Annotated in this window: 21 protein-coding genes; 9 read left to right on the forward strand and 12 right to left on the reverse strand. The window is 67.1% G+C overall.

Annotation, left to right across the window (positions count from 1 at the left end; all coding sequences use genetic code 11):
* The first annotated feature begins 58 nt into the window (after window positions 1–58).
* The 3 genes from NQV17_RS06755 to NQV17_RS06765 all read left to right on the forward strand — a co-directional run bounded on the left by NQV17_RS06755 (window position 59) and on the right by NQV17_RS06765 (window position 2,396).
* Complete coding sequence (locus NQV17_RS06755; RefSeq protein WP_044847562.1) at window positions 59–1,141, forward strand: AraC family transcriptional regulator; 1,083 nt, start codon at window positions 59–61, stop codon at window positions 1,139–1,141.
* A 215-nt stretch (window positions 1,142–1,356) separates the two neighbouring features.
* On the forward strand, window positions 1,357–1,797 hold the full coding sequence (locus tag NQV17_RS06760; protein ID WP_235879219.1) for a hypothetical protein: 441 nt from the start codon (window positions 1,357–1,359) through the stop codon (window positions 1,795–1,797).
* Window positions 1,794–2,396, forward strand: a complete 603-nt coding sequence (locus NQV17_RS06765; protein ID WP_063927861.1) for a hypothetical protein — start codon at window positions 1,794–1,796, stop codon at window positions 2,394–2,396. Before NQV17_RS06760 ends, NQV17_RS06765 begins: the two co-directional genes overlap by 4 nt.
* A 20-nt stretch (window positions 2,397–2,416) precedes the next feature.
* Here NQV17_RS06765 and NQV17_RS06770 read toward each other — a convergent pair whose 3' ends face one another.
* From NQV17_RS06770 to NQV17_RS06780, 3 genes are all read right to left on the reverse strand, one after another.
* Window positions 2,417–2,866: an aconitase X swivel domain-containing protein gene (locus NQV17_RS06770; protein WP_257770705.1), complete on the reverse strand. Its 450-nt coding sequence runs from the start codon at window positions 2,864–2,866 to the stop codon at window positions 2,417–2,419.
* Window positions 2,859–4,106: an aconitase X gene (locus tag NQV17_RS06775; protein WP_257770707.1), complete on the reverse strand. Its 1,248-nt coding sequence runs from the start codon at window positions 4,104–4,106 to the stop codon at window positions 2,859–2,861. The genes NQV17_RS06770 and NQV17_RS06775 overlap by 8 nt, the downstream gene beginning before the upstream one ends.
* A 64-nt stretch (window positions 4,107–4,170) precedes the next feature.
* On the reverse strand, window positions 4,171–4,599 hold the full coding sequence (locus NQV17_RS06780; protein WP_044847566.1) for a MarR family winged helix-turn-helix transcriptional regulator: 429 nt from the start codon (window positions 4,597–4,599) through the stop codon (window positions 4,171–4,173).
* A 112-nt stretch (window positions 4,600–4,711) separates the two neighbouring features.
* On the opposite strand from NQV17_RS06780, the gene NQV17_RS06785 reads away from it, so the two are divergent.
* The 5 genes from NQV17_RS06785 (at window position 4,712) to NQV17_RS06805 (ending at window position 10,362) form a co-directional block, all read left to right on the forward strand.
* On the forward strand, window positions 4,712–5,632 hold the full coding sequence (locus NQV17_RS06785; protein ID WP_044847567.1) for a LysR family transcriptional regulator: 921 nt from the start codon (window positions 4,712–4,714) through the stop codon (window positions 5,630–5,632).
* A 107-nt stretch (window positions 5,633–5,739) separates the two neighbouring features.
* Window positions 5,740–6,171 (forward strand): MarR family winged helix-turn-helix transcriptional regulator, encoded by a 432-nt coding sequence (locus NQV17_RS06790; RefSeq protein ID WP_257770712.1) that lies wholly within the window; start codon window positions 5,740–5,742, stop codon window positions 6,169–6,171.
* Window positions 6,172–6,232: 61 nt separating this feature from the next.
* Entirely contained in the window at window positions 6,233–7,321 is a 1,089-nt protein-coding gene (locus NQV17_RS06795) for an HlyD family secretion protein (RefSeq protein ID WP_257770714.1), read from the forward strand.
* A 13-nt stretch (window positions 7,322–7,334) separates the two neighbouring features.
* On the forward strand, window positions 7,335–8,909 hold the full coding sequence (locus NQV17_RS06800) for a DHA2 family efflux MFS transporter permease subunit (RefSeq protein WP_124488781.1): 1,575 nt from the start codon (window positions 7,335–7,337) through the stop codon (window positions 8,907–8,909).
* Window positions 8,910–8,925: 16 nt separating this feature from the next.
* Complete coding sequence (locus tag NQV17_RS06805) at window positions 8,926–10,362, forward strand: efflux transporter outer membrane subunit (RefSeq protein WP_257770720.1); 1,437 nt, start codon at window positions 8,926–8,928, stop codon at window positions 10,360–10,362.
* 118 nt (window positions 10,363–10,480) lie between these two features.
* On the opposite strand, the gene NQV17_RS06810 is transcribed toward NQV17_RS06805, so the two are convergent.
* From NQV17_RS06810 to glmS, 4 genes are all read right to left on the reverse strand, one after another.
* Window positions 10,481–10,891 (reverse strand): TIGR02594 family protein, encoded by a 411-nt coding sequence (locus NQV17_RS06810; protein WP_257771219.1) that lies wholly within the window; start codon window positions 10,889–10,891, stop codon window positions 10,481–10,483.
* A 329-nt stretch (window positions 10,892–11,220) separates the two neighbouring features.
* Window positions 11,221–11,445: a hypothetical protein gene (locus NQV17_RS06815; protein WP_124488783.1), complete on the reverse strand. Its 225-nt coding sequence runs from the start codon at window positions 11,443–11,445 to the stop codon at window positions 11,221–11,223.
* A 270-nt stretch (window positions 11,446–11,715) separates the two neighbouring features.
* Window positions 11,716–11,919: a cold-shock protein gene (locus tag NQV17_RS06820; RefSeq protein WP_257770723.1), complete on the reverse strand. Its 204-nt coding sequence runs from the start codon at window positions 11,917–11,919 to the stop codon at window positions 11,716–11,718.
* A gap of 556 nt (window positions 11,920–12,475) precedes the next feature.
* Entirely contained in the window at window positions 12,476–14,293 is a 1,818-nt protein-coding gene (gene glmS / locus NQV17_RS06825) for a glutamine--fructose-6-phosphate transaminase (isomerizing) (RefSeq protein WP_257770725.1), read from the reverse strand.
* 1,239 nt (window positions 14,294–15,532) lie between these two features.
* Here glmS and wecB point away from each other — a divergent pair.
* The gene (gene wecB, locus NQV17_RS06830; protein ID WP_124488785.1) at window positions 15,533–16,750 is read left to right on the forward strand and encodes a non-hydrolyzing UDP-N-acetylglucosamine 2-epimerase; all 1,218 of its coding nucleotides are present in this window, start codon (window positions 15,533–15,535) and stop codon (window positions 16,748–16,750) included.
* Window positions 16,751–16,894: 144 nt separating this feature from the next.
* Here the strand turns inward: wecB and NQV17_RS06835 are convergent, their stop codons facing one another.
* The 5 genes from NQV17_RS06835 to NQV17_RS06855 form a co-directional block, all read right to left on the reverse strand.
* A complete protein-coding gene (locus NQV17_RS06835; RefSeq protein ID WP_257770728.1) occupies window positions 16,895–17,683 on the reverse strand; it encodes a hypothetical protein in 789 nt (262 codons plus the stop codon).
* Window positions 17,684–17,784: 101 nt separating this feature from the next.
* Window positions 17,785–19,647: a methyl-accepting chemotaxis protein gene (locus NQV17_RS06840; RefSeq protein ID WP_257770730.1), complete on the reverse strand. Its 1,863-nt coding sequence runs from the start codon at window positions 19,645–19,647 to the stop codon at window positions 17,785–17,787.
* A gap of 149 nt (window positions 19,648–19,796) precedes the next feature.
* A complete protein-coding gene (locus tag NQV17_RS06845) occupies window positions 19,797–20,477 on the reverse strand; it encodes an OmpA family protein (protein WP_257770731.1) in 681 nt (226 codons plus the stop codon).
* A gap of 18 nt (window positions 20,478–20,495) precedes the next feature.
* Window positions 20,496–21,260 carry a flagellar motor protein gene (locus tag NQV17_RS06850; RefSeq protein ID WP_044847579.1) on the reverse strand — a complete coding sequence of 255 codons (765 nt, stop codon included), beginning with the start codon at window positions 21,258–21,260 and terminating at the stop codon, window positions 20,496–20,498.
* 22 nt (window positions 21,261–21,282) lie between these two features.
* Window positions 21,283–22,521: a Crp/Fnr family transcriptional regulator gene (locus NQV17_RS06855; RefSeq protein ID WP_257770734.1), complete on the reverse strand. Its 1,239-nt coding sequence runs from the start codon at window positions 22,519–22,521 to the stop codon at window positions 21,283–21,285.
* Window positions 22,522–22,604: the final 83 nt, after the last annotated feature.

Consider the following 22,604-nt stretch of genomic DNA (forward strand, 5'->3'; position numbering starts at 1 on the left):
CGATGCGTGTCATCGTAGGCCGCACGCCGCCTTGAACGTGAGGGGGCAAACAGCCATAATGCTTGTCATTTCCGGCCAAATCGACATGACCTCCCCGTCTCGCAAGGATCACCTCGGGCTACGCCGGCCGACGATTCCGGTCGCCTATACGCGCCTGCTGCTGCAGGCGCTGGCCGCACGCGGCGTCGACCTGGCCGCGGTGCGCGCGGGCACCGGGCTGCGCGATGCGGTGTTGGCCGAACCGGACGCGCGCGTCGCGCCGTCGCAATGGGGCCGGCTCGTGCTCAACGCGATCGAGATCGGCGGCGATCCGGGCATCGGGCTCGCGTTCGGGCTGCTGCTGAAACCGACCGTGCACGGCTTCCTCGGCTATGCGACGCTGACCGCGCGGGACATCCGGGAAGCGCTGGTCGTCACGCAGCGCTACTTCCGGATGCGCAACCGCCAATATCGGCTGACCTATGCGGAGGACGCGCACGGCGCGACGCTCGAGCTGCACGGCGTGCAGGCGAGCCCCGTGCTGCAGCATCACGTGATGTTCGAGTTCGTGCTGACGGGGCTCGCGCAGAACATCTCGCAGTGGTCCGGACGCGCGTCGCCGCCGATCGTGCTGCGCTTCACGTGGCCCGAGCCGGGTTATTTCGCGCGTTATCGCGACCAGTTGCCGCCGGTCGAATTCGGCTGCGCGGCGAACGCGCTGTGGATCGCGCACGACGTGCTCGACTGGCCGCTGCCGCTCGCCGACGAAGTCGCGCACCGGCAGGCGCTGGTGCAGGTCGAGCGCGAGTATGCGCAGGTACGCCAGGAGGAAGGCGATCTCGTCGAGCGCGTGCGCGCGGAACTGGCGCGAACGGCCGGCGACTATTCGAGCCCGGAGGCGCTCGCCGACGCGCTGCTCGTATCGACGCGCACGTTGCGGCGCCGGCTCGAGGACGCCGGGTCGAGCTATCGGCAACTGCTCGACGAAGCGCGGTTTCGCGACGCGAAGCAATTGCTCTGCGCGTCGGACCTCGACCTGAAGACGATCGCCGAGCGGCTGCAGTTCACCGACCCGGCGAATTTCACGCGCGCATTCCGGCGCTGGGCCGGGCAGACGCCGAGTGCGTATCGGGAAGCTGCGGCGGGAACCGCGCACGAATAACGGGAAAACGTGGGTGGCACCATACCGCCATACGCGTGGCCCCCATTTCATTGTCATCGGTATGATGAATGCCACGCCAACGCGATACGGGCCGACGCCCGCTTCCACCCATGTCCAGTCACACCACCGTGATCGAGTCGACGATCGACCGTATCGATACGAACCTGGTCCGTATCGCGGTCGACAACAAGAAGGTGCCGATTTATCGCGTGACGATGCAGGACGCCTGCTACTTCCTTTGCGCCGACGATATCGACGCCGACGCGTTCAAGCAGGTCGATCTGTTGAAACCCGGGATGGCGGTGCGCGCGTGCGTTTTCGACGACCATGGTCGTCGCCGAATCGCGTGGATCACCAGCAACGATCTGACGATTCAGCCCTACGACGCGCTCGCGCAAAAGGAACGTAATCTGTCGCTGCTCACATGGGCGTCGTGCGTGTTCGCGCTGAGCCTGCTGATCGGTAGCGCCGCGTTCAAATCCGGCTGGGCGCTCGTCCTCGCGCTGACCATGTTCGTCAGCATCATCAGCATGCTGGGCACGCTGCTCTCGATCGCCGGCTTGTCCGAACTGGTGTTCCGGCCGCAACGGCGCGAAGCCCAGGAAAAGTGGCAATGCCAGCCGCACCGGATCACATTCGAACGGAGCAACGTATGACCGATCGTTCCATGCGAATCGCGTCCGGCTGCGTGACGTCCGTCAGTCAGAAGACGATCAGTACGAAGGTCTGGAGCAACAACCTCGGCTGGACCACGCAAAGCATCGAGGAGATCGAGCTTCGACTCGACGCTTTCGATGCGCCGCTGACGCTCCGGACCGGCGCGACACGCGACCTGTTCGTCGTTGCGGGCGACCGGCTGGATGTCGCGTATGCCGCGTGGCGCGATAATCTCGCAATCTGCGGCATCCGCAACGTGACTGACGGTTCGATCTATCTCGTTCGTCTCGCACGCGTCGCCAGCGCCCGAACCGATGTCATCGTGACGATCGGCGTTCTGATCACCGTCGCGTTCGCCATCGGTATCATGTCCGCGCTACAAGGCAGCACGGACGGCATGCTCGACATCTTTGCGTGGTTTGGCGGAACCGCGCTCGGCTTCCTCGCGCTAAGCACCATCCTGCGTTCGGTGTTCGGCGTGATTGCCTGGCCCGAAATCCGACGGCTCAATCAGCCCGGCGGCAGACGCGAGATGAATGCGGCAAAAAACGCGCTGTCGCTCAAGGCGGCAGATGCGCCGCACATCCGCTTCCTCTGAGCCGACGAGCGCGCGACGCGTCAGCCACCGACGTGAATCCACGCACCGCCGTCACCCTCACCCGCCTCGATCCGCACCTCGCCGTTCGCGGCGACGATCGCCTCGTACACCGCGTCCGTCACGCACACCACCGGCACCGCGATCGCATATAGCTCGGCGGCGACGATCGCGCCGATCGAGATGATCAGATCGCGCTCCTTCAGCACGATCCCGACCGGCCCCGTGCCGTTGCGCACCGCTTCCGCGAGCACGCTGCTGCTCGAACTCGAGCCCTTCGCGTGCGGCATCACCATGACCCGGCCGGCGAGGCTCGCGCCCGCCTGCGGATGTCCGCGATCGACGATCCGCCCCGCCCCCGAGTCGTAGCCGCCCCAGAAGCTGAGCGGCTTGTCGAGCACGATCGTCTTCGCGCATGCGCTGCCCGGCACGAGCGTGTCACCCGTCAGTTTCCCGATCGTTGCATCAGTCATCGAATCGCACCTTTCCTTCGAACGCGGAACGCACGCACTCGCGCATGCTGCCGTACGCCACCGTGACGCCGATGTTCGCGGGCGCATACGACGCCCACTTCCCCGAGTTGGTCATCACCAGGCCCGACAGCTGTTTCATGACCGGCGTGATGTACGTGCAGGTATCGACGACGATCTGGATGCCGCGCGCGTCGAACTTGCCGGCGAGCCCGAGCTCGCCCAGCTCCCACAGGATGAAGCGGCTCGTGTTCACGTAGAAATCGCACTTCGGCCGGCCGTCGAACTGATCGAGCAGCGCGTCGAGCGTGCGGAACTCGGCCAGCGAGAAGTGCGGCGTGCCGAGCGCGACCGCGACGAGCGCATCGCCGGCCGCGCCGTGGTTCAGCGTGCGGCGGATCTCGTCGAGATCGGCCATCGCGACATCGACCGTGCGCTGCGCCGCCCGCCCGTGCAACGCGGCGTCGAGCGTCGGCGCCTCGGGCGTGACGCCCACCGCATGGAACAGCGCGACCGCCCCGCTCGATGCGGCAGCCGCGCCGAGCGCCTTGAGGTCGTCTTCGGTGGTGTCCGCGGGCAACCCGACGATCGCCGGCACGGTCGCGCCGGCGATCCGGCCGATCAGAAGCCCAAGCGCCGCGAAATAGATGTCGCGCGAGGGCCGGTTGCCGAAGTCCGGCGCGTTGAACACGATCCGCGCCGCGCGATTCGCTTCGACGTGCAGCCCCGCATACGGCGCACGCCCGGTGATCGCGGCGGCCAGGTCGAGAAAGTCGCCGTAGCGGCTGGTACGCGCACCGAGCACCGAATTGGCGAACACGATCGCATTGGATTCCGCCCACGCGATCTGCTCGCCGAGGCGCGGACGATTCTTCAGCTGATACGGCGCGCACGTGAAGCTCGATTCGCAGCCGAGCTGCAGATGCGCATCCATCAGGCGCTGCGCGTCGCGCTGGATCGCGCGGTCGCCGTGATACAGCTCGGGATGGATCAGGTCGAGCGACCCGACGTTCAGCGTGGTCGGCACCGCGACCCGCGCGCCGTTGTCGACGAAATACTCGACGAAGTCGAGGCTGGTCCGGCCGTGGTAAAGACAGCCGTCGATATGCGCGGACGTGATGTCGATCAGGTGCGGCGCCGACATGACCTCGGCCGTGCGCGCGACGATCCGCATCGCGCGTGCGACGCCGTCGCCGAATGCGCCGCGCAACATCGCGTCGTCGCGTTCGCTCAACTGCAGCATGGGGGCTCCTCGTGTCTCGTCCGGTGGATCCGGATCGCTTTTGTCATACTACCGCACGTCGCGCCTAGCGCTGCGCCGTCAGGCTGAACAGCTCGTCGCGCAACGCCTGGGCGCGGCCCTGGCCGAACTGCGTCTCGAACTCGTCCTGCGCGGCTTGCCACGCGACCTTCGCCTGCGCGTAGGTGCGCTCGCCGAGCTTCGTCAGGCTGAGCGCATGCGCGCGGGCGTCATGCTCGGACGCGGCCGCGGCGACGAAGCCGTCGCGCTGCAGCGGCTTCAGCGCGCGCAACAGCGTCGTGCGGTCCATCACCAGCCGATCGGCGAGTTCGCTCATCAACAGGCCGGGCCGGCGCGACAGGTTCGCCATGATCGAGAACTGCGCGGCCGTGACGCCGACCGGAGCCAGATGCCGCTCGTAGAGTTGCGTGACGAAGCGCGCCGCCTGACGCAGCGCGAGGCAATTGCAGGCCTGGGCCATCTGGATGTCGTTCATGATCGGCAATTTATATGTGCATATGCATAAAGTCAATGTACACTCGGCCGTAACAAGGGCCGGCGCTGGCCGCGCGCATCCGGCGCCGCGCCATCGCTTCGAGGAGACGGACATGGACTACATCGACAAGCTGCGGATCTTCCGGTCGGTGGTGGAAATGCGCAGCTTCACGCGCGCGGCCGACATGCACGGCCTCGCACGGCCGGTCGTGTCGCGGGCGGTCGCGGATCTGGAAGCGCGCTTCGGCAGCCGCCTGCTGCACCGGACCACGCGCCAGGTCTCGCTGACCGAAACCGCCGAGCGCATCTACGAGCGATGCGCGGCGGTGCTCGACGAACTCGACTCGCTGGAAGCGCAGGCGCAGTCGTACACGCGCGAGCCCGAGGGGCTGCTGCGACTCGTCGCGCACACGACGGCCGCGCTGAACCGGCTCGTGCCGCTGATCGCCGGTTTCAAGGCCGCGCATCCGAAGGTGCGGCTCGACGTCACGCTGACCGAGCGCCCGGTCGACCTCGTCGGCGAAGGCTACGACATCGGCATCGTCGTGCCGTACATGCTGACGAGCGAGACGACCGTCGTGCGGCTGATCGAACGCATTCCGGTGGTGATTGTCGCGACGCCCGCCTACCTGCGCGCGCATCCGCGTCCCGAAACACCGGCCGAGCTCGCCGGCCACATGTTCGTGCCGATGTCGCCGTCGCTGCGCCGGCCCGCGCTGTCGTTCCGCGTCGACGGCGACACGCTGACCGTGCCGTTGAGCTTCGACGTCTCGTCGAACAGCCCCGTCTTCAACCGCGAAATGGTGATGCACGACTTCGGCATCGGCGTGGTGCCGAGAGCGCTCGTCGAAGCCGAACTCGCGTCGGGTGCGCTCGTGCAGTTGCTCGAGGGCGCCGATCTCGTCGACGCGTTCGTGGAAATCAAGCTCGCCTACGCGAACCGCGCGCTGCTGCCCGCGAAGGTCAAGGCGTTCATCGACTACACGGCCGCGTACTACGACCGCGAAGGCTCGATTGTTCCGGCCGCGGCCTGATCCGGCGCGCAAACGCACCTTTCCACCGCCGATTGGTACAGCCACGGCACCAATCTGATCCTGTCTCGCCGCTCGCTTCGCATCGCGTGGGCACCTAATATGTGCACATGCACAAGTCCACGCTTATCGATGACGATTGCTTCGCGGTCCGGCAAGCCGCCCGGCGAATCTCGCAGTTCTACGAGCGCTACCTGTCGCGGGCGGGCGTCACGCCGTCGCAGTACAGCATTCTCGCGCTGCTGCGGGAGCGTCCGGGCCTGACGATGGCGACGCTGTCGGCCGTGCTGGTGATCGAGCGCACCGCGCTGTTGCGCGCGCTGAAGCCGCTGGTCGGCGCCGCGCTGGTCACGGGCCAAATCGAGCCGCGTTGCCGGCGCCAGACGTTCGTGCTGACCGCGCACGGCGAAACGAAGATCGCCGACGCGCATGTGCACTGGCTCGCCGCGCAGGAAGCGTTCGAGCAGCGGTTCGGGCCGGCGCAGGCGGCCCGCCTCAGAGACGAATTGTTCCGGATCACGCACAACCTGCCGGAACGCTGACTTCCCCGATCGGCGACGCGTCGTCGGTCGTTTTAATAAGTGCATATACATAGGTGAATCGATGGAAACGACCCAAGCCGCTGCCTCCCGCGAGGCAGCCACAACCGACCGGCCGGCAAAGCAGCGCCGCGTGCCGTGGATGCGGATCGCGGTGGCCGCCGTCGTCGTCGCGGTCGCGGCCGCGGCGCTCGACTGGCTGTTCGTGCTGCGTTTCCAGGAGAGCACCGACGATGCGTATGTCGGCGGCGACGTGACGGTGCTCGCACCGAAGGTGAACGGTTTCGTCGACAAGATCCTCGTGACCGACAACCAGCGCGTGAAGGCCGGCGACGTGCTCGTGCAGCTCGATGCGCGCGACTACGATGCGAAGCTCGCGCAGGCGAGCGCGGAAGTCGATAGCGCGCGCTCCGCGGTGGCCGAACTCGAAGCGAAGCAGCAACTTCAATACGCGGTGATCGGCCAGCATGCGGCGGACCGGAATGCGTCGTCGGCCGAACTCACGCGTGCGTCGTCCGATCGCGTGCGCTACCGCGAGCTCGTGAAATCCGATGCGGTGTCGAACCAGATCGTCGAGCGCGCGGACGCCGATTACTCGAAGGCGGATGCGGCCGTCGCACGCAGCGACGCCGCGCTGCTCGCGTCGAAGCGGCAGCTCGACGTGCTCGGCGCGCAGCTCGCCGATGCGCGGGCCCGCGTCAACACGGCACTCGCCGCGCAACGCGTCGCGGCGCTGAACGTCGAATACACGACGATCCGCTCGCCGGTCGACGGTTACGTCGGCAACCGCACGGGCCGCGTCGGGATGCTCGCGAACGTCGGCGTGCCGCTGCTGACGGTCGTGCCCGCGACCGGGCTGTGGATCGACGCGAACTTCAAGGAAGACCAGCTGCGCAAGATGCACTCAGGCGATCGCGTCGACGTCACGCTCGATGCGTCGAGCACGCGCCTCCACGGCCGCGTCGACAGCCTGGCGCCCGCGACCGGCGCGACCTTCAGCGTGCTGCCGCCCGAGAACGCGACCGGCAACTTCACGAAGATCGTCCAGCGTGTGCCGGTGCGCGTGCATCTCGATCCGCAGCCGGGCATCGAGCACGTGCTGCGCCCCGGCCTCTCCGCGGTCGTGACCGTGCATACCGACCACGCGAACTGAACGGGAGCCTGCGATGACCACCGCGATTTCCGGCGACCCCGCGTCGCAACCGACCAGGCAGCGCGTCTTCGCGTTCGCGCTGATGTGCGTCGGCTTCTTCATGGCGACGCTCGACATCCAGATCGTCGCATCGTCGCTGCGCGACATCGGCGGCGGGCTCTCCGCGAGCCAGGACGAACTGTCGTGGGTGCAGACGGCCTACCTGATCGCCGAGATCATCGTGATCCCGATGTCGGGCTGGCTGTCGAAGGTGATGTCGACGCGCTGGCTGTTCACCGCGTCGGCCGTCGGCTTCACGATCACGAGCATGCTGTGCGGGCTCGCGTGGGACATCAACTCGATGATCCTGTTCCGCGGGATGCAGGGTGCGCTCGGCGCCGCGATGATCCCCACCGTGTTCACGACCGCGTTCGTGCTGTTCCCGGGCAAGCAGCGGCTGATCGCGTCGACGACGATCGGCGCGCTCGCGTCGCTCGCACCGGCGATCGGGCCGGTGATCGGCGGCTGGATCACCGATCAATGGTCGTGGCACTGGCTGTTCTACCTGAACCTCGTGCCGGGCATCGCGGTGGCCGCGCTGGTGCCGCGCTACGTGCACATCGACGCACCGGACCTGAGTCTCGTCAAGCGCGGCGACTATCTCGGCATCGTGCTGATGTCGGGCTTCCTCGGCTGCCTCGAATACGTGCTCGAGGAAGGCCCGCGCAAGAACTGGTTCGGCGATCACGTGATCGTGTTCTGCGCGTGGATCTCCGCCATCTGCGGCTTCCTGTTCATCGTGCACGCCCTGACCGCGGAAGACCCGATCGTCGACCTGCGCGCGCTCGCCGTGCGCAACTTCGGGATCGGCAGCCTGCTGTCGTTCGTGACGGGTATCGGGATCTTCGTCACCGTGTTCCTGACGCCGCTGTTTCTCGCGCAGGTGCGGGCGTTCAGTTCGCTGCAGATCGGCATCGCGCTGCTGTCGGTCGGCGCGTTCCAGCTGCTCGCGCTCTGCGCGTATGCGTTCGCCGCGCGCTACTTCAGCATGCGCGCGCTGCTCGTGTTCGGGCTGATCTGCTTCGGCCTCGGCTGCTACCTGTACACGCCGATCACGCACGACTGGGGCTGGCGGGAACTGCTGCTGCCGCAGGCGCTGCGCGGCATCGGCCAGCAGTTCAGCGTGCCGCCGATCGTGACGATGGCGCTCGGCTCGCTGCCGCAGTCGCGACTGAAATCGGCGAGCGGCCTGTTCAACCTGATGCGCAACCTCGGCGGCGCGATCGGCATCGCGGTGAGCGCGACGATGCTCAACGACCGGCTGAACTTCCACTACCTGCGCCTGAACGAGCATGTGAGCGCCGGCGAGCCGCAAGTCGCGTCGCTGCTCGACCGCCAGGCCGCGTACTGGACCTCGGTGGCCGGCAACACGCTGGATACCGCGCAGGCCGGCCTCGCGAACCTGCACCGCCTGATCTATCGGGAAGCGCTGACGCTCACCTACGCGGATGCGTACTACGTGCTGTCGCTGTGCTTCGTGGTCGCGCTGGTCGCCGTCGCGTTTTCCCGTCCCATCACCCTCAACGCGCCGCCGCCGGACGCGCACTGAAGCCAAGGTCGTCATCATGAAAAAGCTACTCGTCGCGCTGGCCGTCAGCGCCTTCGCCGCAGGGTGTGCGGTGCAGCCCGCGCAGCATCCCGCGCTGCACGATTCCGTCCAGTCGCTCGCGCCGGCCGCGTGGGACACCGACGTGCCGCGCGCCGACATCGACGCCGCCGCGTGGTGGGCGCAGTTCAACGACCCCGTGCTCGACCGGCTGATCGCGACCGTGCTCGACGGCAACCTCGATCTGCAGGCCGCCGCCGAACGCGTGAAGCAGGCGCAGGCGCTGACCGTGCAGAAGCGCGCGGTGCTGCTGCCGGAACTCGACGCGACCGCGCATGCGGCCGACGAGCGCAAGAACACGCCGCCGCCGCTCGGCTACGTGCGACAGGCCGGTGCGGGGCTCGCGCTGAGCTGGTCGCCGGACGTGTTCGGCGGCGAACGGCTCGACCTGCTGGCCGCGCAGGCCGAGCTGGTCGGGCAAAAGCATGCGGAAGACGCGATGCGGCTCGCGCTCGCGGCCGATGCGGCCTCGGCCTATGTCGACCTGCGCTGGGCGCAGCAGGAACTGAAGATCCTGCAGGACAACGCGGCGATCCGCCGGCATGCGCTCGAACTCACGCGCAAGCGGCAGGCGTTCGGGCTGTCGACGGAACTCGACGTCACGCGCGCGCAGAACCAGCTCGATGCGCTGGAGGCGCGGATTCCGCCGACGCAGGCGCAGATCTCGCATCAGCTCAACCTGATCGCCGTGTATTCGGGCCGCACGCCCGAATCGGTCGACCGGCTCGTGCTCGCGCAGGCCGGCGCGATTCCGGCGCCGCCGGCCGGGTCGCCCGCCACACTGCCGTCGCAGGCGCTGCTGCGCCGGCCGGACGTGCTGACCGCCTACGCGCAGGTCGAGCGGCGCGCGGCGCAGGTCGGTGTCGCGAAGGCCGAGCGGTATCCGAAGTTCTCGCTGAACCTGACGGACGGGATTCTGGCCGCGTCGTATCTCGGCTTGCCGACGCTGACCGACAACCTGTTCAGCGCGGCGCTGAGCGCGACGAGCCCAATCTTCAACGCGGGACGGATTACCGCCGATATCTCGCAGAGCGAAAGCCGGATGCGCGAGTCGGAACTCGGGTTGCGGCAGACGATGCTGCAGGCGTTGCGGGAAGTCGAGGATGCGCGCGCGAACCTCGTCAGCAGCGATGAAGCGACGCAGCGGCTCGGCAGCGCGCTCGCGGCATCGGACAAGGCGCTCGGGCTGGCGAACCAGCTCTACAAGGGCGGCGCGACGGATTTTCTGGACGTGCTGTCGGCGCAGGAGGTGTATCTGCGGGATTCGGACGCGCTCAACCAGCTCAGGCGCGAGCATGCGCTGGCGGCGGTCGCGCTGTATCGCTCGCTCGGGGGCGGGTGGAGCAGGAATGATGCGGCCGGTGGGCCCGAGGTGGAAGCCGTGGCGCGGAACTGAGCGAGATCACGATACGGCGCCGGCCTCGACACGTGCCGGGGCCCCGCTCTTCAGCCGCACGATCCCGGGCATTCGACCGACAACGCGATTGCGAATTCGCGTATGCCGGAGGACGAGGTCACCCTGCGTCGGGCCAACGGTAACCGATCACTTCGTTCAGCGGGTACGCAAGCTCGCGTACCTCTTCCAACTGATTGCCGCCGAACAGATGCACGTGCTCGTCGTCGTGGCGCAAGTAGAACCCGACATGCCCTTTCCAGCTCGCGGGATCGTCGCGCGTCAGGATCGCGATGCAGCCGTACACCGGCCGCTCCAGCGGCCGCCCCCATTCGAGCCACGAACGCGCGAGCGCGGAGCCCGTGCCGCGGATGCCCGCATGCGTCATGCACCAGTTGACGAACGATGAGCACCAGGAAATCTTGTCGTCGTAGCCGACGAGGTTCGTGTGGTTGTTGTATTCGACGATGCGCGGGTTCACGCTGCCGGGCGGATGGCGGCGGATGCCGAGTTCGGCCAGGGCGACGGCCATCCACGGCGGATCGGCGGCGTCCGGGTTGCGCTCAGGATTTGCTCGGGTCACGTCGTTCTCGGGCGAGTGTGATGTGCGTGCAATCTTCGCACGGATGCGGAGGTCGGCACCACCGTTCGGTCAGGCCAGGCCTCTCAAGTACGCCACCCACTTCGACGCCGGGATAGCGTCATGCGCCACCGGCGTCGAAAGGAAAATCCGGTAACCCGAATCGAGCGCGCGGCTCCAGTCGGGAGGTACAGAATTGATCGCACGCGAGGTTCGGGCGCGCATTGTTGCGCGCCCGGGCGACTCATATGCGTCGGGTATCCGGTCCCACGACGCTGCCTTTAACCGCGCGTATCGACCCAGTTGCGTGCCCAGCATTCCGAGTGTCGCAGTGCCTGCGCTTCACTCGCGAAGTAATCGAGCGAATAGAACCGGTAGCGGCCTTCGACAGACGCGCTATCGATGCGCTCGAGCAGCAGGTTGGCTGAAAAACTGCCATCGGGCAAACGATGCGCCGAGGGCCGGACGGCATAGCCGTTGTATTGGTGATTTTGTGTGTTTTGCATTTTTAATTTTAATAATGTTCGACTGCGCGCGTGCCGTGCGAAAGGTGCACGGATGCGCCGATCCAACGCCATTGCGAGCTGAACCCGAAGCAGTCGGAAAGCGAAAATACGGCGCTGCGGCCGGAGGGGGAACGAAGTGTATGGCGCCTGGTTGGCGGCTCAATGAGCAGACGCAGCCGGGAACGAGCGCGCCAATTTTACGAGACCAAGTTCCGTGCGGATGTCGCTGCGGCCCGGCGCCCATCGTGGGATGGCCGGGCCCTTCAGACTTTACAGCGGCTTGATGTCGGCCGCTTGCAGGCCCTTCGGGCCTTGCTTCGTCTCGAAGCTCACTTTCTGGTTTTCAGCCAGCGTCTTGAAGCCGTCGGCACGAATTTCCGAGAAATGAGCGAACAGGTCGTCGCCGCCGTTGTCCGGCGTGATGAAGCCAAAGCCTTTGCTGTCGTTGAACCACTTGACGATACCGGTATCCATGAAGATTCCTTGAGAAAAAATGAAGATTTGCCCTGCTGGAGAGCGCGTGAAGCATCAAGGAGGGAGAGGACAACGAATACCGCTGAGGAGAGCGAGCAATTGATGAACAGCAATCGGACTTCTTGGACTTCGACGCACACACTAACCGCCGGGCAGATGCGCGTCAACGGCTAACTTGTAACTGTTTTACCTCACGACCCGCTGTTCGGGCGAAGCGATGCGGCCCTGACTGACTGCGCGCGTGGCCTGGCCGGGCGCGCGTTGCACATGATCTCCGCACGCATGGGCCGATCGGCAACGATTTTCCCGCCTTCTGGTTTCCGTTCGATCCGCCCGCATCATGTCGACAGCCTCCACCGATTTCCGGCGCCCATGACGTCGTCGTGCTCGACGGGAATCCGCTCGACGATATCGGCATCGTCGCGGGAGAAGGCGAACACGTCGCGTACGTGCTGCAAGCGGGGCAAGATCGTGAAGGTCCGGGCGGCGGCCTTGCGCTGACCGCTTGCGCGGGCCGGCCGGCAATCGTCGGCCGGCCCCGCCCGTCACTCGACCGTCACTCCACCGTCACCGATTTCGCCAGGTTCCTCGGCTTGTCGATATCCGCGCCGCGCAGGCACGCGGCGTGATACGCGAGCAGTTGCAGCGGCACGACGTGCAGGATCGGCGACAGCAGCCCGTAGTAATCCGGCATCCTCATCACCGACACGCCCTCGCCGCCGTCGATCCGCGTATCGGCATCGGCGAACACGTACAGCTGCCCGCCCCGCGCCCGCACTTCCTGCATGTTCGACTTGAGCTTCTCGAGCAGCGCGTCGTTGGGCGCGATCGTCGCGACCGGCATCGCGTGCGTCACCAGCGCGAGCGGCCCGTGCTTCAGCTCGCCGGCCGGATACGCTTCCGCGTGGATATACGAAATCTCCTTCAGCTTCAGCGCCCCTTCGAGCGCGATCGGGTAATGCAGCCCGCGCCCGAGAAACAGCGCATTCTCGTGCCGCGAGAATTCCGCGGCCCAGCGCTCGATCTGCGGCTCCAGCGCGAGCACGTCGCCGAGCGCGCCCGGCAGCCGCCGCAGCTGCGTCGCATAGCGCGCGAGCTGCGCATCGTCGACGTAGCCGCGCAGCCGGCCGAGCGTCACCGCGAGAATGAACAGCGCGACGAGCTGGGTCGTAAACGCCTTGGTCGACGCGACGCCGATTTCCGGGCCGGCGCGCGTCAGGAACCGCAGGCCCGTCTGCCGCATCATCGCGCTGGTCGGCACGTTGCAGATCGCGAGCGTATCGATATGCCCGAGCGCCTGCGCATACTTGAGCGCAGCGAGCGTGTCGGCGGTCTCGCCGGATTGCGACACGCTGACCACGAGCGTATTCGGCAACGCGAGCGCGTCGCTGTAACGGTATTCGCTCGCGATCTCGACCTGCGCGGGCAGGCGCGCGATCGTCTCGAGCCAGCGGCGCGCGGTCAGGCCGGAATAGTGACTCGTGCCGCACGCGAGGATCAGCACGTTGTCGATCTGCCCGAACGCGCGCGCGGCATCCGGGCCGAACGCCGCCGGATCGAACAGCCCCGCATCGGGGATGGTCGCGGCCACGGCCTGCGGCTGCTCGAAGATTTCCTTCTGCATGAAATGCCGGTACGGCCCGAGCTCGACCGCGCCTTGCGTCGACGAGACGGTCTGGATCGGACGATCGACCGGCGTGCCGCCGCGTTCGAGAATACGCACGCCGCCCGGCGTCAACTCGACGATGTCGCCTTCCTCGAGAAAGATGAAGCGGTCGGTGATGCCGGCGAGCGCGAGCGCGTCGGACGCGAGGAAGTATTCGCCGTCCTTCAGGCCGACGACGAGCGGCGAGCCGACCCGCGCGCCGATCAGCCGCTGCGGCTCGTGCTTGCTGAACACCGCGATCGCGTATGCGCCGTGCAGCTGCGACGTCGCATCGCGCACGGCGGCGAGCAGGTCGCCGTGATACTTGCTATGGATCAGGTGGGCGACGACCTCGGTGTCGGTCTGGCCGTCGAACTGGTAATGCTCGTCGGACAGTTGCCTGCGCAACGTCTCGTGATTCTCGATGATGCCGTTGTGCACGAGCGCGATTTCGTCGCGCGAGAAGATCGGATGCGCGTTGCAGGTGGCGGGCGCGCCGTGCGTCGCCCAACGGGTGTGTGCGATGCCGGTGCTGCCGGACAGCCCGGCGCTGCGCACGTGCACGTCGAGATCGGCGACGCGCGACACGCTGCGTTCGCGGCGCGCCTGGCCGTCGACGACGGTCGCCACACCGCATGAATCGTAGCCGCGATACTCGAGGCGGCGCAGACCTTCAATCAGAATCGGAACGACGTTCCGTTGCGCGACCGCGCCGACGATGCCACACATGACTCGTCTCCTTCCCCTGTTTTCGTTGATCGACCGTGCGCTGTCGTATCAGCGCGATCCGGTTACCGTCGTCTCCGCCATCGTGAACCCGCATGGGCGGGAGCGAGCGGGTCGGCGTCGGCGTAATGGCCGGCACACTCCATCGCGTCGGCAACCGGGCGTGATGCGCGCTCAAGCGCGGCCTGCACGCCGCCCGCCCGGCACGTGTCGCCGCGCGTTGCGGGTTCGTCGTATCGGTTGTCCTGCTGAAACAAGCAAGGGGTGAGCCATGGATCGCCCCGCCCCGTGGTGCAATGGCCGGCGAGTCCCCGACCGCCCCGCTCCGGGCACGGATCGCGTGTTTTTGATTCACCGGTGAATCAGGGTTCGCCTCCCCCCTAGCGGGATCTTCCGCCCTCAGCACACCGATACGTCGCGCGCCACCATTTCCGAAAGTTAACCGCCGCAGGCTGTCGTTGCAGGGTTCCTGTCCGGCAACGATCCGTGCTCGTCGCGGCGCGCATCGACCAGCCGCATTGCGGATATGGCCGGCCGGCTCCGGGCGGTCGTTACAGATACGCAACATTTCGCATCGCCCGCTACGGACGATGCGAGCGCCGCGATTCGTCAGGGTCATCCTTCGTGCGGAACCACTGCGTGGCAGCCGACGACGTCCCCCGGGTTGCCCGGACCAAACTCGCATGTCGAAACGCTCCGAGGCGCGTGACACGGCGCATGCGGTTCGATCGACAGCCCGCGCGCGACGCAAGTCGCCATCCTCCGCATGACGTGACCGGCTCGATGGCGCGAACGGTCGGATCTTTACCCGCACCGCGGCAGGGCGCCGCAATCGCGCTCGTAGCAATTGTGAAACGTTCCCTGGCATTCCACCGGTGTGGCGCGAAGCGGGGCCGGCCACAGGCCCACTGGTTTGAATATTGCTCTATCGGAAGAAGGAACGGGTGCGGGCGCGCAGCGACGTGAAGACGTACGCGGCCTGACCGGCGGACATGGCGATCGACACAGCGAGAAATGCTCATGACGTGATTGACGAGGTGCAACGGGACGGCCGTAGTTCGACGATTGCGTGGCGCAGCCCACGCGGACAAAAACGGCGCGCTCGCCCCGCAACACCGCTGCATGTCGCGCGGCTGGCGCCGGCCGGTGCGGACACATGCGGAGACGGGACGGGTGGCCTGCAACCATGCCTGGCGCCAGGCGCCGGATCTTCCGGCGCGAAGATGCTCAACGAGGACAACGATGAAAAAGATCTTGCTTGTGTTCGGGACTCGACCGGAAGCCATCAAGATGGCGCCGCTCGTGCGCGCGCTGAAGGCGCGCAAGGATGTCGATGCCCGCGTATGCGTGACCGCCCAGCATCGGGAAATGCTGGATCAGGTGCTCACGTTGTTCGACATCAAGCCCGACTACGATCTCAATCTGATGCGTCAGAGCCAGACGCTGACCGACGTGACGACCGGCATTCTTCAGGCGATCGGGACCGTCTTCGACGACTTGCGTCCGGACGTCGTGCTGGTGCACGGCGACACGACGACGACGCTGGCCGTCAGTATCGCGGCGTTCTACCGCTATCTGCCGGTCGGGCACGTGGAAGCGGGCCTGCGCAGCGGCGACATCTGGTCGCCGTGGCCGGAGGAATTGAATCGCCGCGTGACCGACGCGGTGTCGTCATGGCATTTCGCGCCGACCGGCCAGGCGCGCGACAACCTGTTCAGCGAAGGCGTGCCGGTGGGTGCGGTCGTGATGACGGGCAACACCGTGATCGATGCGCTGCACGACGTCAAGCGCATGCTCGACCACGATAGCGCGCTCCACGACAAGGTCGCCGCACACTTTCCGTTTCTCGAAGCGTCGCGCCGCGTCGTGCTGATCACCGGCCATCGCCGCGAGAGTTTCGGCGAACCGTTCCGACATTTCTGCGAGGCGCTCTGCACGCTCGCGAAGCGCTATCCCGATGCACAGTTCGTCTATCCGCTGCACTTGAATCCGAACGTGCGCGAGCCGGCGCGCGCGCTGCTCGGCAGCGTACCGAACATCTACCTGATCGAACCCCAGGAATATCTTTCGTTCGTATTCCTGATGTCACGCTCGCACTTCATCATCACCGATTCGGGCGGCATCCAGGAGGAAGGGCCGGCACTCGGCAAGCCGGTGCTCGTCACGCGCGAGACGACCGAGCGGCCCGAAGCGATCCACGCCGGCACCGCGCGGCTCGTCGGCACGGACCAGGAGCGGATCGTCTGGGAGGCGTCGCGACTATTCGACAGCGACAGCGCGTATGAGGAAATGGCGCGCGCGAGCAATCCGTATGGCGACGGCCATGCGAGCGAGCGGATCGTTCATGCGCTGATGCACGCGCCCGGGGCGACCGCAAAGGCGACGAGCTTTTCGATGGGCGCCGCGGAGATGCCGTTCAACCCGCTCACCCTGGGGTTGCAGGCGTTGCGCTCGCGTTGAAGTCGCTCGCCGGACGGCATGCCGACGGTCGGCGACACGTGATGTCGCCGACCGTCATTCGTCGGACGCGAATGCCCATCCAGCGCCGTCGAATCGCGCCGTGCGATGGACGGCTGCGACCCGTCTCCGCCGCCCGCTATCCCGCTAGCGGACCACGGCATCGGCCATCGATTGCGCCTGCGCGACCAGCCGCGGATAAATCCGCTGGCCCCCCAACTGTTTGGCGAAACACGCCTGCCGCACGTTCTCCGGCACGCGCGCCGCGTCGCACGCCGCGATCGGGCGCAGCGTCACGCCCCGCCACAGGATATAAACGCGTTGGCCCTGCCGGACCGACACGGCCAGCGTGTTCGGCCCGTCCGGCACGCCGTCCTGGCTTTCGCCCAGCAGCCACGCCTTCACCACGCCGTCGGCCGGCTGCCGCTTGACGGGCAACTCGGCGAAGCGAAACGCCGCGGCGTCGTCGCTGAATACGTGCGTGTAAAGCGTTTCGTTGCCGAACATCGCGGCGACGTCGTCGGTCGGCTTGATGCCGGCGTCCGCCGTGCTCGCCCAGGCTTTCAGCAGCGGAACGGTCGTCACGACGAGATGCGTCTTGCCGTCGTCCGACTTGAAGGACAACCCGTCCGGCCCCGGCGGCATCCCGTCGACGGGGCCGACGCTCTGCACCGTGCCCTCGGCCTGCGCGACGAACCCTCTCGCCCTGACCGTGCCGATCAGTTTGGCGAGCCGCGCGTTCACGTCGGCCGTGTACTGCCGGTCGAGGCCCGCCCGATCCTCCATCCGGGCCGCCGCCACCGCCGCCGCGGCCTGCTTCCGATAGGCAAGATACGCATCCGCCGGCGATGCGATCACCTTCGCCCCGACCGCGGCGAACACCGCCGCGACCACCACCGCCCCCACCCCGATCTTCAGTCTTGAAATGCGCTTCATTTTTATGACGTCATCGATTCCCGCGCCGACAGCGAAAACGGCTGCCGTACCCCACCGCAGCCGTCCCTCAGAAACGCGTTCATTCTAACGTCGCGCGGACGCTATTCATCTACCTTGAACGCCGATACCAGTCGCGTCAGATCCGCCGCCTGCTGCTTCAGGCTCTCCGCGGCCGCCGCGCTTTCCTCGACCAGCGCCGCGTTCTGCTGCGTCATCTGATCGAGCGACTGCACCGCGTCGCCGATCTGATCGATGCCCGCGCTCTGCTCCAGGCTCGCCTCGGCGATCTCGCTCATCATCGCGCTGACGCCCTGCACCTGCGACACGACATCGCGCATCACCTTCCCGGCCTCGCCGACGAGCCGCGACCCGGTGCTCACCGTCCCCGCACTGTGCTCGATCAGCGCCTTGATCTCCTTCGCCGCCTGCGCGCTGCGCTGCGCGAGGTTCCGCACTTCCGCCGCGACGACCGCGAACCCGCGCCCCTGCTCGCCGGCGCGTGCGGCCTCGACCGCCGCATTCAGCGCGAGGATGTTGGTCTGGAACGAGATGCTGTCGATCATCACGATGATCTCGGCGATCCGCCGCGACGCGTCGCTGATCTGCTCCATCGTGGTCACGACTTCGCCGACGACCTGCCCGCCGCGCGTCGCCGTGTCGGCTGCGCCGGTGATCAGCTGCGCGGCCGTCGTCGCGGTTTCGGTGTTGTTGCGCACGACCGCCGTGATTTCCTCCATCGACGAAGCCGTCCGCTCGAGGTTGCCCGACTGCCCTTCGGTGCGTTCGCTGAGGTCGGCATTGCCCGACGCGATCTGCGCGGACCCGGTCGCAATCGACGCGGACGCCGCGCGGATCCGGTGGACGAGCGTCGACAACGACGATACGAAACGGTTGAACGCGTCCGACAGTTGGCCGATCTCGTCCTGGCTTTCGACCGTCATCCGGCGCGTCAGGTCGCCCTGGCCGCTCGCGATGTCCGACAGCAGCGTCGCCGCGCGGCGGATCGGCGCGGCGATCGCACGCCCGACCAGCCAGATCACGACCAGCGCGACGCCGAGGCCCGCGATCGCGGCGACGAGCGCCGCGCTGCGAATCGCACGCGTCACCGGCCCGAGCAGTTCGGCCTGCGGCACTTCGACGACCACGTACGCATTCAGCTCCGGAACGAACGATGTCGCGATGAAGCGCGCGCCGCCGTCGCCGTCGTAGCCCAGCGTCGCATACGGCTTGCCGGCCAGCAGCGTCGACGATGCGTCGCCAGGCAGGCCCGGTTCGTCCTTCAGGAAGTGCTTGCCGTCGATCAGCGACGCATCGCGATGCATCATGATCGCGCCGTCCGGCCGCACGAGGTACGCAAACCCGGTGTCGCCGATCCGGTATGCGGCGATTCCCCTCGCGAGCGCGTCGACGGACAGGCTCATGCCGGCAGCACCGATCGGCGCGCCGTCGAGCTCCACCCGGCTGTTGATGAACATCATGTAGCCGCCGGCCGTGACCTCGCGATCCATGTTCACGTCATAGGCCTTGCCCGACGCGAGGAAATCCGTCAGCCACCGATCCTTGTCGGTGACCTTTCGCTGCAGGCCGGCTTCGTTGTAGTAGTTGGCGCTCTTCACCGACACCCACTGCACGGACGCCGCCTTCTGCTCGTCCTTCACGTTCTTCGCGAGCTGAATCCAGCTGCGCGTGCCGGCATCGGGCTCGCCGTCGGCCTCCCATTGCAGCAGGAACGCGTCGCGCGCAAGGAGGCGCGACGCGGCGATCGGCCCGGCCATCTGCCGCTGCACGTCGGCGCGGATGCCGCTCACGGCCGTCGGCAGCTCCTCGCGGACGACGCGATCGCGCACGGCGTTGCCGATCAGACGGACGCTCAACCCGCTCGAAATCGCGACGAACACGAGCAGGCAACTCGTCATGCTGAGAATCAGCTTGTTCTGAATGGACAGCTTGCGCCAGAAATGCATGGAGTACCCTCGATAACCGCTCGGTCTGAGCCAGCCTGGGTTATCGGCAGGCACGCGCGGAATCGCATTGCCGGGTTCACATGTTCGTCATGCGAGATCCGATATGTCGTCGACGGGCGGCCGTCGCGCACCCGTCGAGGTTCGCGCGCTCAATACGCGACGAAGATCGTCACCCGCCGGTTGCGCGCCCGCGCGGCCGCATCGTCGCCCGCGACGAGCGGCTGCGTATCGGCCCGCCCGATCGCGGCGAGCCGGTGCGGCGCGACGCCGCGATCGGCCAGATAGCGCACGACGCTGCCCGCCCGCGCCGACGACAGCTCCCAGTTCGACTCGTATTTCGCGTTCGCGATCGGCACGCTGTCGGTATGGCCTTCGACGAGGATATCGCCGCTCGCATGCGCGCTCAGCGCCTGCGCGATCTGGCTCAGCACCGGTGTCGCGTCCGGCAGCAAGCGCGCATCGCCGACGTTGAACAGGATCTTCGCGTCGATGCCGATCTCGATGCCGTGAGGCGCGCGCACGAGCGAGATGCGGCCGGCCGTCTTCAGCGCGTCGAGCGATGCGAGCCAGGCGGGCGGGCGCCCGGGCATCGCTGCGGCGGGCGCGCTTGCCGTCCCATCGTCATGCCGCGCGAGCGTCTGATAACGCGCATCGAGCGCGTTGTATTTTGCGAGCTGCAGCACGTACAGCGCGAGAAACAGCACCATCAGCGTCGTGACGAGATCCGCGTAGGAAATCAGCCAGCGCCCGGACTGCGTGCCTTCGGCCTCATCGTCGTCGCGATCGGCCGCGGCCGAACCCGCACGCGCGCCGTCAGTTCGAGCGGTCATGTCGAAGCTCCCGGTGCGTCATGCGAGCGACTCCGCCGCGCGGCCGCGCACGTCGCCTGTCAGCCGCGTCTCGATCGTGTGAGGCGACTCCTTGCGCGAGATCGCGAGCAAGCCGTCGAGATACAGCTTGCGGAACCGCAGCTCGCTGTCGATCTGCGCGCGCAGCTTGCCGTAGAGCGGCAGGAACACGAGGTTCGCGAACGCAAGGCCGTAGAGCGTCGCGATGAACGCGACCGCGATGCCCGGCCCGAGCTGCGCCGGTTCGAGAATGTGGCTCGTCACCTGCACCAGCCCGAGCACCGAGCCGAGAATGCCGAACGTCGGCGCATAGCCGCCGGCCTGGTGCCAGACGCGCGCGGCCGCGAGGCGGCTGCGCTCGTAGGCGTCGAGCTCGCGCTGCAGCGCGTCCTCGAGCACCGCGGTCGACACGCCGTTCGCGAGCAGTTCGAGCCCGCGCCGCGCGAACGGATGAATGCCGCTCACGTCCATCGATTCGAAGGCGAGCAGCCCGTCGAGCTTCGCGCGATCGCCCCACTCCAGCAGGTCGGTCAGGTGCTTGCGATCGACTTCCTGCGCGCGCACGAACGCGAGCCGCAGCTGCTTCACCGCATCGAAGAAGCGCGCCCACGTATTCTGGATCATCACTGCGCCGAGCGTGCCGCCGAGCACGATCACGAGCGCTTCGAACTGGAACAGCATTGAAAAATGTCCGCCTTCCAGCGCGAAGCCGAACACGATCGCGACGCCGCCGAGCAGCACGCCGGCCAGGGTCAACAGGTCCATGGATGTCTCCGTCGGAGGGGCGTTACGCGGCGGACGAAGCCAGCGGCGCGGACGCCGCCGGCGCCTTGGCCGCGCGCACGGCATCGAGCACGCGCCGCTCGATCTCCTCGATCTCGATCGGGTCGGGCTTGAGCTCGCGGCGCATCACCCACGACACCTCGTTGCGCCGCGCTTCCGTCATCACGGAGAACAGCTTGTCGGCCACCGCGCGATCGTCGAGGCTCGCGATCAGCTTCGCGAGATCGTACGTATCGAATGCGCTGATCGCGTCGAACAGCGTGCGCTGGTCGACCCCCACGAGATCCTCGAGCGCGCGCACCTCGCCGCCGGCGCGCGGGCTGCGCCGCGAGAAATACGCGACGCCCTTCTGCCCGACGTAACCGAGCACCTTCGACTTGCGGAACGCGAACACCTCGTCGGCGATCTCGCCGTGCGACAGCTTGTTGAGCAGCAGCTTCCGGTCGACGCCGATCAGCGCTTCTAGATCGGCGAGCTCGATCAGCTCCAGTTCGCTGTTGATCGACACGTCGAGATCGTGATCGGCAACCTGCTGCGCGCGATCGACCACGCGCGCAGCATCGAACGTGACGGCCTGGCGCGCATCCGACGACGCCGGGTAATCGGCCGCGCCGCCGGCATGGTCGCCCTGCGCGGCTTCGATCGTGACGAGATTGAGCTTCTCCATGCGGCGCAGCATCGCAAGCACGTGCGGGCGCGAATGGCCGGCAATCGCGCGGCACCGGCGGATCACCTCCGCGAGCGGCACCGACACCTCCGCCGCGTGTGCCTGCATCGGCCGCCGCGACCACGCATCGTCCGAGCCGCGCGCGTCGGCACCCGCCATCAGCGACAGCACGTGCGCATACGACAGCACGCCCGGCATGAAGTCGGCATGCGTATAGGTCGCGAGCTGGTCGTCCTTGCGCTTCACGCGCCGGATCATCGTGCGCAGGATGTGACGAAGCAGCGCCGACACGTGCTCGATTTCCTCGTCGATCGTCGCGGCCGGCACGACCGTGAGCTGGCAGAACGACAGTGCCTTCGCGGTATGCGCGCGCGGCTCGGCGGCGAGCAGCGCCGATTCGCCGAAGAACTCGCCGCGCCCGAGCGTCGCGACGACGACGCGCTTGTCGTCGCAGCGCGTCGACAGCTCGACCTTGCCGTCCGCGATCAGAAAGATGACGGGCTCGCCCGCGAAGCCCTCCGAGTAGATGATCTCGCCGGGCGCGGCCGTACGCGTCCACGATTGCTGACGATTCATGTTGGTTCCCCTGCAGCGCTGGTTGTTGCGGACTGCGCGTCGCATGTCGCATGCATGCGATCGGCAGTCATCCCCGTGCCCGT

This window comes from Burkholderia sp. SCN-KJ, assembly GCF_024656005.1.
Taxonomy (GTDB): Bacteria; Pseudomonadota; Gammaproteobacteria; order Burkholderiales; family Burkholderiaceae; genus Burkholderia.

Excerpts from the sequence above, each read along its gene's own strand:
- NQV17_RS06755 (WP_044847562.1), top strand. The coding sequence starts at position 59 with ATGCTTGTCATTTCCGGCCAAATCGACATGACCTCCCCGTCTCGCAAG.
- NQV17_RS06760 (WP_235879219.1), top strand. The coding sequence starts at position 1,357 with ATGCAGGACGCCTGCTACTTCCTTTGCGCCGACGATATCGACGCCGAC.
- NQV17_RS06765 (WP_063927861.1), top strand. The coding sequence starts at position 1,794 with ATGACCGATCGTTCCATGCGAATCGCGTCCGGCTGCGTGACGTCCGTC.
- NQV17_RS06770 (WP_257770705.1), bottom strand. The coding sequence starts at position 2,866 with ATGACTGATGCAACGATCGGGAAACTGACGGGTGACACGCTCGTGCCG.
- NQV17_RS06775 (WP_257770707.1), bottom strand. The coding sequence starts at position 4,106 with ATGCTGCAGTTGAGCGAACGCGACGACGCGATGTTGCGCGGCGCATTC.
- NQV17_RS06780 (WP_044847566.1), bottom strand. The coding sequence starts at position 4,599 with ATGAACGACATCCAGATGGCCCAGGCCTGCAATTGCCTCGCGCTGCGT.
- NQV17_RS06785 (WP_044847567.1), top strand. The coding sequence starts at position 4,712 with ATGGACTACATCGACAAGCTGCGGATCTTCCGGTCGGTGGTGGAAATG.
- NQV17_RS06790 (WP_257770712.1), top strand. The coding sequence starts at position 5,740 with ATGCACAAGTCCACGCTTATCGATGACGATTGCTTCGCGGTCCGGCAA.
- NQV17_RS06795 (WP_257770714.1), top strand. The coding sequence starts at position 6,233 with ATGGAAACGACCCAAGCCGCTGCCTCCCGCGAGGCAGCCACAACCGAC.
- NQV17_RS06800 (WP_124488781.1), top strand. The coding sequence starts at position 7,335 with ATGACCACCGCGATTTCCGGCGACCCCGCGTCGCAACCGACCAGGCAG.
- NQV17_RS06805 (WP_257770720.1), top strand. The coding sequence starts at position 8,926 with ATGAAAAAGCTACTCGTCGCGCTGGCCGTCAGCGCCTTCGCCGCAGGG.
- NQV17_RS06810 (WP_257771219.1), bottom strand. The coding sequence starts at position 10,891 with ATGGCCGTCGCCCTGGCCGAACTCGGCATCCGCCGCCATCCGCCCGGC.
- NQV17_RS06815 (WP_124488783.1), bottom strand. The coding sequence starts at position 11,445 with ATGCAAAACACACAAAATCACCAATACAACGGCTATGCCGTCCGGCCC.
- NQV17_RS06820 (WP_257770723.1), bottom strand. The coding sequence starts at position 11,919 with ATGGATACCGGTATCGTCAAGTGGTTCAACGACAGCAAAGGCTTTGGC.
- glmS (WP_257770725.1), bottom strand. The coding sequence starts at position 14,293 with ATGTGTGGCATCGTCGGCGCGGTCGCGCAACGGAACGTCGTTCCGATT.
- wecB (WP_124488785.1), top strand. The coding sequence starts at position 15,533 with ATGAAAAAGATCTTGCTTGTGTTCGGGACTCGACCGGAAGCCATCAAG.
- NQV17_RS06835 (WP_257770728.1), bottom strand. The coding sequence starts at position 17,683 with ATGAAGCGCATTTCAAGACTGAAGATCGGGGTGGGGGCGGTGGTGGTC.
- NQV17_RS06840 (WP_257770730.1), bottom strand. The coding sequence starts at position 19,647 with ATGCATTTCTGGCGCAAGCTGTCCATTCAGAACAAGCTGATTCTCAGC.
- NQV17_RS06845 (WP_257770731.1), bottom strand. The coding sequence starts at position 20,477 with ATGACCGCTCGAACTGACGGCGCGCGTGCGGGTTCGGCCGCGGCCGAT.
- NQV17_RS06850 (WP_044847579.1), bottom strand. The coding sequence starts at position 21,260 with ATGGACCTGTTGACCCTGGCCGGCGTGCTGCTCGGCGGCGTCGCGATC.
- NQV17_RS06855 (WP_257770734.1), bottom strand. The coding sequence starts at position 22,521 with ATGAATCGTCAGCAATCGTGGACGCGTACGGCCGCGCCCGGCGAGATC.